Here is a 15,921-nt window from a genome sequence, read left to right on the forward strand (position 1 = left end):
GTCAGCCTGCCTTATCGATGGTCACGGCCATGTCCGGCTGTAATTCCGGAAGCGGTGCAGTCAGGATCGTTTCTCCATCCTTCAGGCCCGTGGCGATCTCGATCAGGCTGCCGCCGTTCCAGCGCGATCCGAGCGCCACCGTCTGGCGACGCAAATGACCGTCCGTCACCTTGAGCACATGGTAGCCGGTCTCATCCTTGCGAAGCGCGATGGCGGGAACTACCAGCGCATCGTTTTTTTCGCGGACGAGGATAGATCCGCTGGCAAACATTCCGCCCCACAGCCGGCCGTCGCGATTGGCAAGCCGCAGATAGACGGCGACAAAACGTGTGCCATCCTCGGCAACCGGGCTGATACGCTCGACTGTGCTTTTGACGGTCTGGCCACCGAGGCCGTCAATCTCCAGTTCCGCCGTCTGGCCAAGGTTTACACGGGGAATATCGCGGGTGGCGACCAGAACCTTCGCTTCCAGCACGCTGGTATCGACCAGTGTGAGAAGCTCGCCATCGGCACTGACGCGCGCGCCGGCCTCGGCCAGCCGGCGGGTGACAGTGCCACTGAAAGGCGCGCGGATTTCGGCGTTGCTCAGCGCGAGGCGGGCGATATCCGTCTGGGCCGAAAGGCTTTGAACCCTTGCGGTTTTCACCACGACATCGCTTTTCGCCTTGTCCAGCTGTTCCGCCGATGTGATGTTTTTGTTGGCAAGCTGTTCGGTTCTCGCCAGTGCCAGCATCGCCAGCGTCAGTTCGGCCTCGGCCGCATCCCGGTCGCTTTGCCGTTGCAGCAGCGCCGCTTGCAGGTCATCGGTTTCAAAGCGCACCACTACATCACCGGCCCTGACCGCCTGTCCGTCCCGGACGTTCATCTCCAGAATTTTCCCGGCCTCGCGGGCGCGGATCACGATGCGGTTGACCGGCTGGAGTTCACCGCTGATGCTGAGCTTCTCCACCATCTGGCGTGCGCCGATCTTTGCCGTTTCCGAAGCCGTCAGTTCGAAGGGAATGCCGGCCGGGCTAAGGGTGGTGGCTTCGACAATTCCCCTGACGCGCTCGTTGGCATCGACGCTGCCGCGCGCCGGGTCGAGGGCAGTAACGACGAGCGCGCAGCCCGCAAGCGCGATCCCGGCCTTGATGCTTCTCTTCACCCACATAACACAATCCTTCCAGGCAAAGTTCTTTGGGTAACGGCTCACCGAGCCGTCACGTCGCCCGTTATTCAGGCGGATGGTGTCTGGATAAGGGGCCATAATTGCAGCAGCATTACCCTGCCGCATCGTCTTCGCCGCAATACTGCCGCAACCTTTCTGGCAGAGAACAGCTGGTGAAGGGACGGTGACGTATGAGACTTCTGTTGATCGAAGATGAAAAGGAAATGGCGGATGCGCTGACGGCGACGCTCGGCAAGCAGGGCATTGTCATTGACCACACCATGCGGCTTGGCGATGCGATGGAGCTGACACGCCAACATGTTTACGACGCCATCCTGCTCGACCGCAGGTTACCGGACGGTGAGGGGCTTGCCTTCATCCCGAAACTGCGCCGCGCCGGTGTCGATACGCCGATTATCCTCTTGACGGCAATGAACGAGCCGGAAGATCGCATCGCGGGACTGGATGGCGGCGCGGATGACTATCTGGGAAAGCCGTTTCTTGTCGGCGAGCTTCTGGCGCGGGTGCGCGCGGTTCTGAGGCGGCCGGCAAACCTTGCTCCGGCCCAGATCGCCGTCGGCCGGATCGTGATCGACCCGCTACATCTCAGCGTCACCATCAATTCGCTTCCCTTCGATCTTCCCAGACGCGAGCTTCTGGTTCTCGTCGCACTCGCCAAGCGCAAGGGTAAATCCGTGCTGCGTTCCACGCTCGAGGCGGCGGTCTACAATTACGAGGAGGAAATCCAGTCCAATGCGCTTGACGCGCATATATCGCGGCTGCGCAAGCGTCTGCTGGACGTCTCGGCCGGGGTGAGCGTGCATAATATCCGCGGCATCGGTTATCTGCTGAAGGAAGAGGCATGAAGGTGAAGGGCAAGTCCAATCCGTCCTTGTGGTGGCAATTGAGCTGGCAGCTCAGCATTGTCGTCTCCGCCATGATCGCGGTCGTCATCGTCGGCCTCTGCATTTACGGGGTGATGCGGGTCTCTCCCAATATCGGGCTTTGGGAGGATCTGTCTTCGACACTCGACGGCTCGCTTTCGCTCGATCCGCAGAAAGGGCTCGTCATCACCGAGGGGCCGGCGCTGAAGGCCCTCAAGGCGGAGAATGAAGAACTCTGGTTCGTTGCCTCGACGCTGGATGGCCAGTCCGTGACCTATGGCGCTGTGCCGGCGGTCTATGCCGAGCTATCGCGTTACGCCCATCTGATGGTGGACGCTGATATTCGCGGCGGCGCCGGCATATCCGAGGTCGCGCTGTCTGAAAGTCTCGATACGGCATCTGGCCCGCTAAGGGTCATGTTCGGCGGAACCTCCCATATCAGCGCGTCGTTTCTGACGCTTCTTCTCGGCACCTATCCGATCTATGTTCCGCTGCTGGCGGTTATCCTGCCTGCGGTGTTCTTCTCCGTGCCGCGCATCGTGCGCCAGGCGCTCGCCGGTCTCAGTTCCGTCGTCCGGAAAGCCCCGGAGATCGACCCGCGCCGGGCGGGCTCGAAGCTGCCCGTCGAGGACGTGCCGCGGGAAGTCGTGCCGCTGATCGTATCCTTCAACAGCATCCTCGAACGGCTAGAGCAGCAGTTCCGGGCGCGGCAACGGTTTCTCATCGATGCGGCGCATGAGCTAAGGACACCGATCGCCATCATGCAGACCCGGATAGAGGGCCTGCCGGAAGGGCCGGACCGGCAGCGGCTGATGGAGGATGTCGCACGGCTCGGCGAAACCGCCGAGCAGCTTCTGGCCGTGGAGCGGAACGATCAGGTGCATGACCGTTGGGAGACGGTCGATCTCGTCGAAATCGCCCGTACAGTCGTTGCCGATCTTGCGCCGCTGGCGCTGTCTGCGGGTTACGATATTTCCTTCGACACGCAGATCACGCGCTACGAGATGCAGGGCAACCCCTTCGCCCTGCCGCGCGCCGTCAGTAATATCGTGCGCAACGCCATCGACCATGGCGGAAACAGAGGGATGATCCATGTTTCGGTTCTCGCAAACGGTGAAATTGCGATTTCCGATGAAGGGCAGGGCATAGCGGAAGACCAGCAGGAGCGGATATTCGAGCCATTTTATCGCGTGACGCCGCGAAGCACGGGAGCAGGTCTGGGTCTCAGTCTCGTCAAGCAGATCGTCGCTGACCACAATGGACGTGTCCTTCTGGAAAGCTCCGCCTTCGGAAGCACATTCCGGCTCTGCTTCTGAGCGCCATTTGTAGCGCCTGCGGACCGCGATTGTAATGCTGCCGCAATTTTAGCTGTCGTAGCGTGCGGGGCACAGGAAATTTTCCAACCGGAGCACATGCAATGAAACACCAGCGGAATCCGTTCGTCACGGCCAGCGGCAGCAGAGTTGTGCGCAGCCGCAGCGCCTCCTTCGCCGCTTTGCCCTTCGCTCTCATTATGTCAGGCTGCACCTCAGTGCCGCTGCAGGAAGGTGGCACGCTGACATCCTACGCACAGCTCAGCCCGGCCAAGGGAAAATTCACCAAGACCAGGACTTTCGTTGACGCCAAGGGGCTGGCTGCCGTCAAAACCGTCGCCATTGTGCCCACCACCTTTTCCTTCACCGCCTCTTCGCGTGTCCCGTCGGAAAAAGACCGCGTACTCGTCTCAAATGCGCTGGATCGAGCCATCTGCGTGGCGCTCAGCGATAAATACCGGATCGCCGCCCATGGCCAGCCAGCGGATATGACCGTCCGCACGGTCATCACCGATCTGGTTCCCACCAATAAGACCATGGCAGGGGTCTCCACGGCGGTTTCGCTCGGCAGCAGCTTTGTCCTGCCGGTCAGCGTGCCACGCCTGCCCGTCGGGCTCGGTGGTCTTGCTGTCGAGGCGGAAGCCGTCGATAACGTCGGTGTCCAGCGGGCGGCTGCCGTCTGGTCCAAGGGCGCCAATTCCATCACCGACAATCCCCGCGTTTCAGAAATAGGCGACGCTTATGGCCTCGCCGACGATTTCTCCAATTATTTCGCGCGCATCCTGGTGACGGGCAAGGTCTCTGATGGGCTGAACCTTTCTATTCCCTCCGGGCACCGAATCCGGTCTGCCTTGGGCGGAAAACCGAAATACGCCGAATGCGACGCCTTTGGCCGCTCACGGGGTTTGCAGGGCATGGTCGCCGACAAATTCGGCGCACCACCCGAATGGACGGATAAGCAGGCAAAGGCCGCTTCGCGATAGGATTAGCCGCCGTTACCGCAGCTTGGGCGCGCGGCGATCCGGCCGCCGCCCTTACGAAGACAGGCCAAGTTTCTCAATGCCGCATTCGCGGACGATCTCCGAAATATGGGCGAACTGCGCAGACAGCGGATTGCTCTTGCGCCACACCATGCCGATGGTGCGTGACGGGCGCGGTTCCGCCAGCCGGAAGACCGAGACCGTGGACTGGCGTGTTTCCATATCGACCGCCATCTGCGGAATGAGCGTGACGCCGATGCCGGCGCCGACCATCTGCACAAGGGTGGAGAGCGAGCTGCCCTCCATCAAGACGCGCGGCGGCGCATTCGTCGTGCTGCAGAAGGAAAGCGCCTGATTGCGGAAACAATGGCCTTCTTCGAGCAGCAGCAGGCGCATTTCACCCAGCTTGTCGGCGCTCGGCACCGGCATGCCCGCATCCTCCATCGGCCGCACCAGAATGAACTCCTCTGAAAACAGGGGAACCTCTTCCAGCGACGGTTCCGAGACGGGCAGGGCGACGATCGCCATGTCCAGCTTTGCCTCCAGCAGGTCCTCGATGAGTTTCTGCGTCACCGCCTCGCGTGGGCGGGTCTCCAGTCCGGGATAATGTCGGGTGAGCGTCTTGATGACCTGTGGTAAAAGATAAGGTGCGACGGTCGGGATGACGCCGATGCGCAGGCGGCCGCTGAGCGGGCCATGCCGCGCCCGCGCCAGATCCTGCAACTCATCCACGGAGCGAAGGATCGAACGGGTGCGTTCGGCGAATTCCTCACCAAGCGCGGTCAGCCGGATCTGGCGGCTGCCACGTTCGACAAGCGGCGCGCCGATCAGCTCTTCCAGCTCGCGGATCTGCAGCGAAAGTGCTGGTTGGGAAATCGCACATGCCTCCGCCGCCCGTCCGAAATGGCCGATCTTGGCGAGCGCGTCGAAATAACGGAGATGTTTCATGGAGAGGCCAATCATAAGCTCAGCATATCGCAGCCTTTAGAATATACAATTGGAAATTATGGAACCCGGCTGTTAGTCATCTTCATGACAGAAAGAAGCTGTAGCTGTGAAAGATCACCAGCGTCGCTGCATGGTTTCCTGAAACCTGCCGCGGGCTGGCCCCAACAGGCTGCACATGTCGAATTGATTATTTCGTTTAATTGCTAAACCCATCGGAGGGCGAAATGGACGCAACTTCAAAACCGGCTGGCAAGTGTCCCGTCATGCATGGAGGCAATACGGCCTCTGGTAAATCGGTGACCGAATGGTGGCCGAACGCGCTGAACCTCGACATTTTGCATCAGCACGACACCAAGACCAATCCGCTCGGCACCTCCTTCAACTACCGCGAAGCGCTGAAGACACTTGACGTCGAGGCCCTGAAGGCCGATCTGCGCGCCCTGATGACCGATAGCCAGGAATGGTGGCCGGCCGACTGGGGCAGCTATGTCGGCATGATGGCCCGCGTCACCTGGCACGCTGCCGGCTCTTACCGCGTGACGGACGGACGTGGCGGCGCCAACACCGGCAACCAGCGTTTTGCACCGCTCAACTCCTGGCCGGATAACGTTAACACCGACAAGGGGCGTCGCCTGCTGTGGCCGATCAAGAAGAAATACGGCAACAAGCTTTCCTGGGCCGACCTCATCGCGCTCGCCGGCACGATTGCCTATGACGTTGCCGGTTTGAGAACATACGGCTTTGCTTTCGGCCGTGAAGATATCTGGGCGCCGGAAAAGGACACCTATTGGGGTGACGAGAAGGAATGGCTGGCGCCAAGCGACGGCCGTTACGGCGACGTGAGCAAGCCCGAGACGCTGGAAAACCCGCTCGCCGCCGTGCAGATGGGTCTCATCTACGTCAACCCGGAAGGTGTCAACGGCAAGTCCGATCCGCTGGCGACGGCGGCGCAGATGCGCGAAACCTTTGCCCGCATGGGCATGGACGATGAGGAAACCGTGGCTCTCACGGCCGGCGGCCACACCATCGGCAAGTCGCACGGCAATGGCAGTGCGGCCAATCTCAGCCCCGATCCGGAAGCCGCAGGCCCTGAGTATCAGGGTCTCGGCTGGATCAACACCAAGGGCCGCGGCATTGGCCGTGACACCGTGGTGTCGGGCATCGAAGGCGCATGGACGAGCGAGCCGACCAAATGGGACAACGGCTTCTTCGACATGCTGTTCAAGCATGAGTGGACATTGACGCACAGCCCCGCCGGTGCATCGCAATGGGCGCCGATCACCATCGCCGAGGAAGACAAGCCGGTCGACGTCGAGGATGCTTCGATCCGCACCATCCCGATGATGACCGATGCCGACATGGCCCTGAAGGTCGATCCGATCTACCGCGAGATTTCGCTGAGGTTCAAGGACGATCAGGACCACTTCTCTGACGTTTTTGCCCGTGCCTGGTTCAAGCTGACGCATCGCGATATGGGGCCGAAGTCCTGTTATATCGGCCCGGATGTTCCGGCTGAAGACCTGATCTGGCAGGATCCGGTGCCTGAGGGTTCCACAAGCTACAATGCGGCTGCCGTCCAGGCGAAGATCGCCGCTTCCGGCCTGCCGGTTGCAGATCTGGTTGCGACCGCATGGGACAGCGCCCGCACCTTCCGCGGTTCGGACAAGCGCGGCGGCGCCAATGGCGCGCGCATCCGCCTTGCACCGCAGAAGGACTGGGAAGGCAACGAGCCCGCCCGTCTTTCCCGTGTGCTTTCGGTTCTCGAGCCGATTGCCCGTGAAACCGGCGCAAGCATCGCCGATGTGATCGTTCTGGCCGGCAATTACGGTGTGGAACAGGCGGCGAAAGCGGCCGGTTTCGACATCGCCGTGCCCTTTGCGGCCGGTCGTGGCGATGCTTCCGCCGAGCAGACGGATGCCGACAGCTTCGCCCCGCTTGAGCCGCTGGCGGATGGTTTCCGCAACTGGGTCAAGAAGGACTATGTTGTCAGCCCCGAAGAACTGCTGCTCGACCGGGCGCAGCTACTCGGCCTCACAGCGCCGGAACTGACCGTCCTCATCGGCGGCCTGCGCGTCATCGGCGCCAATTATGGCGGTGCGGCGCATGGCGTGTTCACCCAGACACCGGGTGCACTAACGACGGACTTCTTCACGACGCTGACGGATATGGCCTATTCCTGGGTTCCGACCGGCGACAATCTCTACGAGATTCGTGACCGCAGGACCGGAGCGGCCAGATATACGGCGACCCGAGTCGATCTCGTAATCGGCTCCAACTCCATCCTGCGCGCCTATGCGGAAGTCTATGCGCAGGACGATAGCAGGGAAAAATTCGTCCGCGACTTCATTGTCGCCTGGACGAAGGTGATGAACGCCGACCGTTTCGATCTCGTCTGAGCGGAAAGGCGACCACTCAATAAAGCAAAACCTCCCCGAGCGATCGGGGAGGTTTTTTTGACTCTGCCAAAGCTATCCAGACGCTGCGTTGTCCTCGGGGTGAGCCAATGATGACGCATAAGAGGGGATGCGTGGCTGGCGGCGGTCGGGGTCAAAAAAACTGTCAGCGGCGGTCGGATGATGAAACCGGCCGGTCAGCGGCTGGTTTTTCGGCCTTGCCCGAGGGGGCCTTGCCGCCTTTTTCATTTTCATGCGCATCCGGCCCAGCAACGATGACGCCGTGGCCCTGTTCTTCGCGTTTCTTGTCGGCGAAATCGCCCGCTTCCTTCTTGCGATCCATGTTCATCTCCCGTGTTGAGGTCCTGTCATGGATTTAACGGGCAGTGCGGGCGGAGGTTCCAGAAGTGCCGCGCAAGAGAATGTTTCTCTTTATAACGATCTTTGCTATTAACATGAATTGATAAGTCATGTTATTGGCGTGGGGCGCGATGTCTGTTGCGGCGTTTGCCGTTTCCCGCGTCTCCAACCTCGGCTCGACAACCGGACGGTAACCGCATTGAGTTTCTGGCATTCCATGACCTGGCACACGGAAGGGATCAGCGTTACCGCGCCGGTCAAATGGCGCCAGTTTGACGGGCTGGTCAGCGCGTTCTGGGAGGCCGAAAGCCAGATGGGGGCGAAGGGTTATTATCTGGCCGCCGATCCCCGCATCATGATTTTCTTCAACGATGTCTCGTCACGGATCCGGATTTCCAACCGCGATGGCGAGCTTTCGCAGCATTCGCGGCCAATGACGCGGGCGGTCTATGTGCCGGCCGGCGTGCCGATGTGGACGAGCAGCAACGCCGCGCATCGCTTTTCGCACCTCAACCTGCATATCCACAAAGACCGGCTTTTGCGCTTCCTGTCGCCGGCGGTCGGTGGTTCGGCAGCCATGACGGCGCTGCGCCGTCCGGTCGAGATACAGGATATCGGCGCGGTGGAAACGCTGGCAGGCCTGCTTGTCGATGAACTGGCCGAGCCTTCGAAACATCCGCTTTATGCCGAAAGCCTGGTCGGCGGCATCGTCGCTGGACTGCTGGATATTCCCGGTCCGACGCCCGAGCAGGCCAATGGCAGGCTGACGCAGGCACAGATGAACAGGCTGCTCGCCCGGGTCGAAAAGCGCGGTGACGACCGCATGACAGTTGCCGAAATGGCCGATATTGTCGGGCTTTCCGAAAGCTGGTTCGCCACCGTGTTTCGCCAGACCACGGGTAAAACGCCGCTGCAATGGCAGCTGGAGCGGCGGATCAATGCCGCCCAGAAACTTCTGCTGGAGGGCGATCTGACCGTTGCCGATATCGCCGCGCAGCTTGGTTTTTCGGATCAGGCCCATCTGACCAAGGCCTTTCGCCACTCGGTGGGCGATACGCCAGCCGCCTGGCGGCGCATGCACAGGCTGCTGTGAACCGGCGCGCCTTGCCGTCTATGCGCAGCGGTTCGGCGCAATTCCACAAGCCTCGCTCTACGTCATCCTCGGGCTTGTCCCGAGAATCTGCTGCCTTCTGACCTGATGAGATGTGGTTAGATCCTCGGGACAAGCCCGAGGATGACGTTGAACATTAGAAGAATTATGCAATACACTGAAAAATATTGCTAATCTCGATGTTTACCACGTCTTGCGCAGCGTAACGGAGAACGCCCGGCCGGGATTGTAGAAATCAGCGCCGAACCCGCCATAAGCAACATGTTTTTCGTTGAAGAGGTTGGAGACATTCACGTCCAGAGAGGCGGTTTCCTGGATTTTGTAGCTTACTGCCGCATCCACGGTGATGCTGCTGCCGGTCGAGACCTTGTTGGCATTGTCGAAATAATAGGAGCCGGTGTAGCGGCCGCCGAGGCCGAATGTCGTGTCGCCGAAGTGGTCGTTACCTTCAAGCGTGTAGTTGACCCATAGCGAGGCCTGATGTTCCGGCACGAATTGCGGCCGGTTGCCAACATTGCCGCCCGTGCCGTTTTCGGTGATTTCCGCGTTGAGATAGGAATAGGCCGCCGTCAGGCTGAGATTGTCGGTGACTTCCGCCTTGGCTTCCAGATCGAGGCCGCGCACGCGGACTTCGCCGATGGTGGTGGGCAGGCTGGTGATCGGGCTGGTGACGGTGATGTTGTTTTTCTTCAGGTCGTAGATCGAGGCGGTAAACAGGGCGGGGAAAGCCTCCGGCCGGTATTTGATGCCAAGTTCGATCTGTTCGCCGCGCTCCGGTTCAACGGTGAGGCCCGATGCCGGCACCACCGATTCGGCATAGCTGATATAGGGCGCGATCTCATTGGTGACCTTGTAGGATACGCCGATGCGCTTGGTCAGTTCGCTGATGTCGCCGCTCGCCGTCGTGCCGTTCAGCCGGTTGGTCTGGTCGGTGTCGATCCAGTCGTTGCGCAGGCCGGCGCTGACGATCAGCCTGTCGAAGAAGGTCAGGTCCTGTTGCAGGTAGATCGACTTGGTCTTCTGGTCCGTCAGCGAGTTGGAGAAGAGCGGCACCGACGAGGGTGCGCCGGTATAGACTGGGTTCATCCAGTTGATGCCGGGCGCAGCGCCGAAGTAGTTTTTGCTGCCGGACGAGTAGTCGTTATAAAAAACGCCGACGAGGCTGCGGCTCTCGATGCTCTCCAGCGTCGTGTCGTATTGCAGTCGGGTGTCGATCAGGAAATTTTCGGTCTCGGTGTCGTTGCCGAAATAGGAGCGATTGGCGATGGTCGAGCCATTGGTCGGCGTGGACGAAATATAGGCGTAGCCGAAATCGGTGTTGGTCTTGCTGTAGCGCGCATTGGAACTCAGTGTCAGGCCCGAGCCGAAATCGTGGTCGAACATCACGCTCAGCGAATTGCGGTTGGTGCCGCGGTAGTTGTAGTCAGGTTCGCCGAAGAAGCGGCTGCGGTCGAAATGCGAGCCAACCGGATGGCCGCCGCCACCGGGAACGCCGTCCTTGTTAAGGTGATCATAAACCACGGTAAGGCTGGTGACATCGGTCGGACGCCAGGTCAGGCCGCCCATGAAGAATTTCTCGTCATCGCGGGAATAGTCATATTCCGCATCGGCGTTGCGGAGCTTGCCGGTGAGGCGATAGGACAGCGTGTCGTCGCTGGTGATGTTGTCGCCGAAGTCGAAGCCGATTTCGGCGCGGCTATAGGAGCCGCCGGTGATATAGGCTTCGCCGAAGCGGGCGCGTTTCGGTACCTTGGTGGAATAATTCACCGAGCCGCCGGGATCGGAAACGCCAAACGTGGTGGAATTGCCACCCTTCAGTACCTCCACGCGCTCATACGCATAGGTCTCCTCACGCAGTGCACCGAAGGGGCGGCCAAGCGTCAGGCCGTCGCGATAGGTATAGGCATCGAAGCCGCGAATCTTGAAATAGTCGAAACGATCGTCGGAGCCGTAGAAATCCGTGGTCACGCCGGCGGTATATTGCAGCGCTTCTTCCACGGTCTGCACACCGCGCTGCTGCATTTCCCTGGCGGTGATGACGGAGACCGAGGCCGGCGTATCGAGAATATCGGTCGCCATCTTGCTGCCGCTCGTGGTGCGGGTGGCGACGATGGACTTCTGGTCATTGTCGCCGCTGTCGATGGTGATCCGTTCCAGAACCGTGCTGCCGCTTGTATTGGCAGCCTCCTGCGCCAGCGACCGGCCGGGCAGGGTGGCGACAAGCGCCGTGCAGGCAAGTAGGGTGGCTTTCCCATAAAAATGTGGCGCGGTTTTACGGTTTTTGCCGTCGATTTCGATTTTCATTGCCAGATTCCAGAAGTTGATGCCCCGATCGCCGCTTGCACGGCCCACTCTCGAAGCGCCCAATAACTTGAGAAAGTTTGTCCGGTATTGTAACTTTTTGTGGTTTTGTACAAAACCCCGGAAATTTCACCGCTGTTCGGGTGGCATCTCTTCCTTAGACTTGACGGGGGCATGTGAAGCTGAGAGTTCAAGTCCACTTTTGAACCTTTGAGAGCTTCGTCATGCTTCGTCCGTTCCGCTGCCTCGTGCCGGCCCTTGTGCTGTTTCTGTCGATAATCGCGCCAAATATGGCCTTGGCGGATGATGCGACGACCTATCCCACCGTCATCAAACATGCCTTCGGCACGACGACGATTACGAAGAAGCCGCAACGGGTCGCCACCGTCGCCTGGGCAAACCATGAGGTGCCGCTGGCGCTTGGCATCGTGCCTGTCGGTTTCGCCGCCGCCAATTTCGGTGATGATGACGGCGATGGCCTGCTGCCCTGGGTGGCAAAGCGGCTCGCCGAACTCAAGGCGGAAAAACCGGTTTTGTTTGATGAGGGCGACGGCATCGATTTCGAGGCCGTGGCGGCAACGCAGCCGGATGTCATTCTCGCGGCCTATTCCGGCCTCAGCCAGTCCGACTACGAGACGCTGAGCCAGATCGCGCCTGTGGTGGCCTATCCTGTTTCCCCCTGGGCGACGGACTGGCGCGAGATGATCCGGCTGAACAGCGCCGGCCTTGGCATGGTTGCGGAAGGTGAAGCGCTGATCAAGCGCATCGAGACGGAGATTGCCGAGGTGGTCGCCGGCCATCCGCAGCTGAAGGGCAAGTCGGCAATGTTTGTCACCCATCTCGATGCCACCAATCTCAGCGTCGTCAATTTTTATACCGCCAATGACAGCCGGGTGAAGTTTTTCGCCGATCTCGGGCTTGCCTCACCGAAAAGCGTCGTGGAAGCAACGAAGCCGGGGCAGTTCGCCGCCGGTGTCAGCGCCGAGCGTGTCGATGCATTCGACGATGTCGATATTGTCGTGACCTATGGCAGCAAGCCGCTGTTCGATGCCATGCGCGCCGATCCGCTGCTTGCCCGCATGCCCGCCGTTTCCCGCGATGCCATCGTCATGCTTGGCCGCGATCCGCTCGGCACCGCGTCCAACCCAACGCCGCTGTCGATTTCCTGGGTTTTGAAGGACTATGCCGATCTTCTGGCGAAAGCAGCGGACAAATCCTCCGGGAAATCCCAATGACATTGCACGGATCCGGTAAAGGTCCGGCCGTGCTGCTTGCCGGCCGCTCCAACCGTAAACGAACGGCGTGGCTCATCGCCGTGCTGGCGCTTCTTTCCGTGCTTTGCGCGCTCTCAATCGCCATCGGCACGCGTGATGTATCGCTGGCGGATATTACCGCAGCGCTCGCCGGCCGGGTTGAGACGGTTGCGGAAGCGGCCGTTGCGGTTCGCCTGCCGCGCACGGTGCTTGCGCTTCTGGCCGGTGCCGCACTCGGTCTGGCGGGAGCCATCATGCAGGGCGTCACCCGCAATCCGCTGGCCGATCCCGGCATTCTCGGCGTCAATATGGGTGCGTCGCTCGCCGTCGTCATCGCCATCGTCTGGTTCGGCATTGCGTCTTCACAGGCCTTCATCATTGCCGCCATCATTGGTGCGGGTCTCTCGGCCGTCTTCGTTTATGTCGTCGGTTCGCTCGGGCGCGGCGGGGCCACGCCGCTGAAACTGGCGCTTGCGGGTGCTGCCACATCCGTCGCCTTCTCGTCGCTGGTGATCGCCGTGGTTTTGCCGCGCAGCGATATTGCCGGCGGCATCCGCGCCTGGCAGATTGGCGGCGTCGGCGGCGCGACCTTCGAGCGCATCGAGACCGTTCTGCCGTTTCTGGCCGCCGGTTTCGCTATCAGCCTGCTTTCGGCGCGCAGGCTGAATTCGCTGGCTCTGGGCGATGAGCTCGCCGCCGGCCTTGGCGAAAACGTCGCTGTCGCCCGAGCTGTGGCGTCTTTTGGGGCTATTTTGCTCTGCGGCACGGCTACCGCCATTTGCGGGCCGATCGGCTTTGTCGGGCTGGTTGTGCCGCATCTATGCCGTCTGCTCGTCGGTGTTGACAATCGCTGGCTTCTGCCGTTTTCCGCGCTTGGCGGCGCCTGCCTGCTGCTTGCTGCCGATATTGTCGGCCGCATCGTCGCACGGCCGTCCGAACTCGATGTTGGTATTGTCACCGCGCTGGTCGGTGCACCGTTCTTCATCTGGATCGTCAGACGCCAGCGGGTGCGTGAACTATGACCATGCACGCTGCCGTCATCGACACACTGGTCTTGAACCGCCGGACCCGCCAGCGCCGGCGCCGCCTTGTCATCGCCACCCTCTCGGCCCTGCTGATTGCTGCATTCGCCCTGACGCTGATGCTGGGGCAATCCTTTACGCCGCCCGGTGAGGTGATCCGCGTCTTGGCTGGCGAGGATATTGCCGGCGTCAGCTTCACCGTCGGGCAATTGCGCCTGCCGCGCGCGCTGCTTTCGGTGCTGGCCGGGCTGAGCTTCGGGCTGGGCGGTGCCGCCTTCCAGATCATGCTGCGCAATCCGCTCGCCAGCCCCGACATTATCGGCATCAGTTCCGGCGCGAGTGCTGCCGCCGTCTTCGCCATCGTCGTGCTGCAGCTGAACGGGCCGATCGTCTCGGTCTTTGCAGTCATCGCCGGTCTCGGCATTGCGCTGCTGGTCTATCTCCTGTCCTTCCGCAATGGCGTGGCCGGAACGCGGCTCATCCTCGTCGGCATCGGCGTTTCCGCCATGCTGGAAAGCTTCATCGCCTATATTCTCTCCGTCGCGCCCGCCTGGACACTGCAGGAGGCGATGCGCTGGCTGACGGGCAGCGTCAATGGCGCGAAGCTTGCCCAGACGCTGCCGCTCTTTGTCGCCTTCATTCTGTTCGGTGGGTTACTTTTGAGCCGCGCGCGTGATCTTGAGGCGTTGCGGCTAGGCGATGACGCCGCCGCCGCGCTCGGTGTGAGGGTTGGGAAAACGCGCATCATCGTCATCATCGCCGCCGTAGGCATGATCGCTTTTGCCACGGCCGTCTCGGGACCTATCGCCTTTGTCGCCTTCCTGTCGGGGCCAATTGCCGCGCGTATCGTCGGCAGCACCGGCTCACTGCTCATTCCCGCAGCACTTGTCGGGGCCGTACTGGTGCTGGTGGGCGATTATTGCGGCCAGTTCCTGCTGCCGGGTCGATACCCGGTCGGCGTCGTTACCGGCGCGCTGGGCGCGCCCTATCTGATTTACCTTATCGTGCGGGTCAACCGCAGCGGAGGCTCGTTATGACCGGCCACTCCCTTTCCGTGAACGGCCTTTCGGCTGGCTACGGTGAAACCCTTATTATCGAAGGGCTGAACCTCGTCGTTCCACGCGGGAAAATCACCGTCATCGTCGGGGCCAATGCCTGCGGCAAGTCCACCCTGCTGCGCAGCATGTCGCGGCTTATCACGCCCCGCGCCGGGCAGGTCCTGCTCGACGGCAAATCCATCCATCGGCTTCCTTCGAAAGAGTTGGCGCAGCGCATGGGCCTCCTGCCGCAATCGCCGATCGCGCCGGAGGGTATCGTCGTCGCCGATCTCGTCAGCCGTGGCCGACACCCGCATCACGGCCTGTTCGCCCGCTGGTCGCGCCAGGACGACGAGGCGGTTGCGGCGGCCCTCATCGCCACCGATACGGTGGACCTTGCCGAGCGGCCGGTAGATGAACTGTCGGGCGGCCAGCGGCAACGCGTCTGGATCGCCATGGCGCTTGCCCAGAAGACCGACATATTGCTGCTGGATGAACCCACGACCTTCTTGGATATCAGCCATCAGGTCGAAGTACTGGACCTTCTGACTGACCTCAACCAGTCCCGTGAAACCACAATCGTCATGGTGCTGCACGATCTCAACCTCGCAGCCCGTTATGCCGATCATCTCGTCGCCATGACGGACGGAAAGCTGCATGTCTGCGGCACACCGGAAGAGGTGCTGACGGAAGAGAATGTCCGCCACGTCTTCGGCATCGAAAGCCGGGTCATCGAAGATCCGACCTCCGGCAAGCCGATGATGCTGCCAATCGGGCGGCATCGGGCGATGACGGGACGGCAATAAATTGTATCTCTTTAAGATACTGTTCTGTTGACTTCTGAGTGTATCGGTTTATGATACCAATATCACGAGGCCAGCAATGATCCGTTCTTTTAAAAACAAGCTGACCGCATCGATTGACGACGGATCTGTGAAGAAGGGCTTTCCCGCGGATCTCATACGCCGCGCCCAGCAGCTGCTCACGATTCTGGATGCGTCGACCACGGTTGACGACCTTCGGTCACCACCGGGTAACCGTTTGGAAAAGCTGTCCGGCGACCGTGAAGACCAATATTCGATTCGGATCAACAAGCAATGGCGTATCTGCTTCGTCTGGACAGACGCGGGGCCGGAAAGCGTGGAAATAACCGATTATCACTAGTCGGTTAT

General features: G+C 60.9%; 14 protein-coding genes. 10 read left to right on the forward strand and 4 right to left on the reverse strand.

Features of this window, described 5'->3' with window-relative positions; genetic code table 11:
* Position 1: 1 nt before the first annotated feature.
* Complete coding sequence (locus DXT96_RS19330) at positions 2 to 1,150, reverse strand: efflux RND transporter periplasmic adaptor subunit (RefSeq protein WP_153516032.1); 1,149 nt, start codon at positions 1,148 to 1,150, stop codon at positions 2 to 4.
* Between the two features lie 188 nt (positions 1,151 to 1,338).
* Here DXT96_RS19330 and DXT96_RS19335 point away from each other — a divergent pair, with 188 nt between their 5' ends.
* The 3 genes from DXT96_RS19335 (at position 1,339) to DXT96_RS19345 (ending at position 4,327) form a co-directional block, all read left to right on the forward strand.
* Positions 1,339 to 2,013 carry a response regulator transcription factor gene (locus DXT96_RS19335; RefSeq protein WP_153516033.1) on the forward strand — a complete coding sequence of 225 codons (675 nt, stop codon included), beginning with the start codon at positions 1,339 to 1,341 and terminating at the stop codon, positions 2,011 to 2,013.
* Entirely contained in the window at positions 2,010 to 3,347 is a 1,338-nt protein-coding gene (locus tag DXT96_RS19340; protein ID WP_153516034.1) for a HAMP domain-containing sensor histidine kinase, read from the forward strand. The genes DXT96_RS19335 and DXT96_RS19340 overlap by 4 nt, the downstream gene beginning before the upstream one ends.
* A 101-nt stretch (positions 3,348 to 3,448) precedes the next feature.
* Positions 3,449 to 4,327: a DUF3313 domain-containing protein gene (locus tag DXT96_RS19345; RefSeq protein WP_153516035.1), complete on the forward strand. Its 879-nt coding sequence runs from the start codon at positions 3,449 to 3,451 to the stop codon at positions 4,325 to 4,327.
* 51 nt (positions 4,328 to 4,378) lie between these two features.
* Here the strand turns inward: DXT96_RS19345 and DXT96_RS19350 are convergent, their stop codons facing one another.
* Positions 4,379 to 5,287, reverse strand: coding sequence for a hydrogen peroxide-inducible genes activator (locus tag DXT96_RS19350; protein WP_153516036.1), 909 nt, complete (start codon positions 5,285 to 5,287; stop codon positions 4,379 to 4,381).
* A gap of 209 nt (positions 5,288 to 5,496) precedes the next feature.
* Between DXT96_RS19350 and katG the strand changes: the two genes are divergently transcribed.
* A complete protein-coding gene (gene katG, locus DXT96_RS19355) occupies positions 5,497 to 7,668 on the forward strand; it encodes a catalase/peroxidase HPI (protein ID WP_153516037.1) in 2,172 nt (723 codons plus the stop codon).
* 163 nt (positions 7,669 to 7,831) lie between these two features.
* Here katG and DXT96_RS19360 read toward each other — a convergent pair whose 3' ends face one another.
* Positions 7,832 to 8,008, reverse strand: a complete 177-nt coding sequence (locus DXT96_RS19360) for a hypothetical protein (protein WP_137087873.1) — start codon at positions 8,006 to 8,008, stop codon at positions 7,832 to 7,834.
* A gap of 216 nt (positions 8,009 to 8,224) precedes the next feature.
* On the opposite strand from DXT96_RS19360, the gene DXT96_RS19365 reads away from it, so the two are divergent.
* Positions 8,225 to 9,118, forward strand: a complete 894-nt coding sequence (locus tag DXT96_RS19365; protein WP_210251595.1) for an AraC family transcriptional regulator — start codon at positions 8,225 to 8,227, stop codon at positions 9,116 to 9,118.
* A 201-nt stretch (positions 9,119 to 9,319) separates the two neighbouring features.
* On the opposite strand, the gene DXT96_RS19370 is transcribed toward DXT96_RS19365, so the two are convergent.
* Positions 9,320 to 11,440, reverse strand: coding sequence for a TonB-dependent siderophore receptor (locus tag DXT96_RS19370; protein WP_153516039.1), 2,121 nt, complete (start codon positions 11,438 to 11,440; stop codon positions 9,320 to 9,322).
* Between the two features lie 221 nt (positions 11,441 to 11,661).
* Between DXT96_RS19370 and DXT96_RS19375 the strand changes: the two genes are divergently transcribed.
* The 5 genes from DXT96_RS19375 (at position 11,662) to DXT96_RS19395 (ending at position 15,913) form a co-directional block, all read left to right on the forward strand.
* Positions 11,662 to 12,672 carry an iron-siderophore ABC transporter substrate-binding protein gene (locus DXT96_RS19375; protein WP_153516040.1) on the forward strand — a complete coding sequence of 337 codons (1,011 nt, stop codon included), beginning with the start codon at positions 11,662 to 11,664 and terminating at the stop codon, positions 12,670 to 12,672.
* Positions 12,669 to 13,712: an iron ABC transporter permease gene (locus DXT96_RS19380; protein ID WP_153516041.1), complete on the forward strand. Its 1,044-nt coding sequence runs from the start codon at positions 12,669 to 12,671 to the stop codon at positions 13,710 to 13,712. Before DXT96_RS19375 ends, DXT96_RS19380 begins: the two co-directional genes overlap by 4 nt.
* Entirely contained in the window at positions 13,709 to 14,749 is a 1,041-nt protein-coding gene (locus DXT96_RS19385) for an iron chelate uptake ABC transporter family permease subunit (protein WP_153516042.1), read from the forward strand. The genes DXT96_RS19380 and DXT96_RS19385 overlap by 4 nt, the downstream gene beginning before the upstream one ends.
* Entirely contained in the window at positions 14,746 to 15,555 is an 810-nt protein-coding gene (locus DXT96_RS19390; RefSeq protein ID WP_153516043.1) for an ABC transporter ATP-binding protein, read from the forward strand. Before DXT96_RS19385 ends, DXT96_RS19390 begins: the two co-directional genes overlap by 4 nt.
* Before the next feature lie 76 nt (positions 15,556 to 15,631).
* Positions 15,632 to 15,913, forward strand: coding sequence for a type II toxin-antitoxin system RelE/ParE family toxin (locus DXT96_RS19395; protein ID WP_153516044.1), 282 nt, complete (start codon positions 15,632 to 15,634; stop codon positions 15,911 to 15,913).
* Positions 15,914 to 15,921: the final 8 nt, after the last annotated feature.

Source organism: Agrobacterium sp. ICMP 6402, from assembly GCF_009498615.1.
GTDB lineage: Bacteria > Pseudomonadota > Alphaproteobacteria > Rhizobiales > Rhizobiaceae > Agrobacterium > Agrobacterium burrii.

Bases quoted from the DNA above. Each gene is read 5' to 3' on its own strand.
- DXT96_RS19330 (WP_153516032.1), bottom strand. From the start codon at position 1,150: ATGTGGGTGAAGAGAAGCATCAAGGCCGGGATCGCGCTTGCGGGCTGC.
- DXT96_RS19335 (WP_153516033.1), top strand. From the start codon at position 1,339: ATGAGACTTCTGTTGATCGAAGATGAAAAGGAAATGGCGGATGCGCTG.
- DXT96_RS19340 (WP_153516034.1), top strand. From the start codon at position 2,010: ATGAAGGTGAAGGGCAAGTCCAATCCGTCCTTGTGGTGGCAATTGAGC.
- DXT96_RS19345 (WP_153516035.1), top strand. From the start codon at position 3,449: ATGAAACACCAGCGGAATCCGTTCGTCACGGCCAGCGGCAGCAGAGTT.
- DXT96_RS19350 (WP_153516036.1), bottom strand. From the start codon at position 5,287: ATGATTGGCCTCTCCATGAAACATCTCCGTTATTTCGACGCGCTCGCC.
- katG (WP_153516037.1), top strand. From the start codon at position 5,497: ATGGACGCAACTTCAAAACCGGCTGGCAAGTGTCCCGTCATGCATGGA.
- DXT96_RS19360 (WP_137087873.1), bottom strand. From the start codon at position 8,008: ATGGATCGCAAGAAGGAAGCGGGCGATTTCGCCGACAAGAAACGCGAA.
- DXT96_RS19370 (WP_153516039.1), bottom strand. From the start codon at position 11,440: ATGAAAATCGAAATCGACGGCAAAAACCGTAAAACCGCGCCACATTTT.
- DXT96_RS19375 (WP_153516040.1), top strand. From the start codon at position 11,662: ATGCTTCGTCCGTTCCGCTGCCTCGTGCCGGCCCTTGTGCTGTTTCTG.
- DXT96_RS19380 (WP_153516041.1), top strand. From the start codon at position 12,669: ATGACATTGCACGGATCCGGTAAAGGTCCGGCCGTGCTGCTTGCCGGC.
- DXT96_RS19385 (WP_153516042.1), top strand. From the start codon at position 13,709: ATGACCATGCACGCTGCCGTCATCGACACACTGGTCTTGAACCGCCGG.
- DXT96_RS19390 (WP_153516043.1), top strand. From the start codon at position 14,746: ATGACCGGCCACTCCCTTTCCGTGAACGGCCTTTCGGCTGGCTACGGT.
- DXT96_RS19395 (WP_153516044.1), top strand. From the start codon at position 15,632: ATGATCCGTTCTTTTAAAAACAAGCTGACCGCATCGATTGACGACGGA.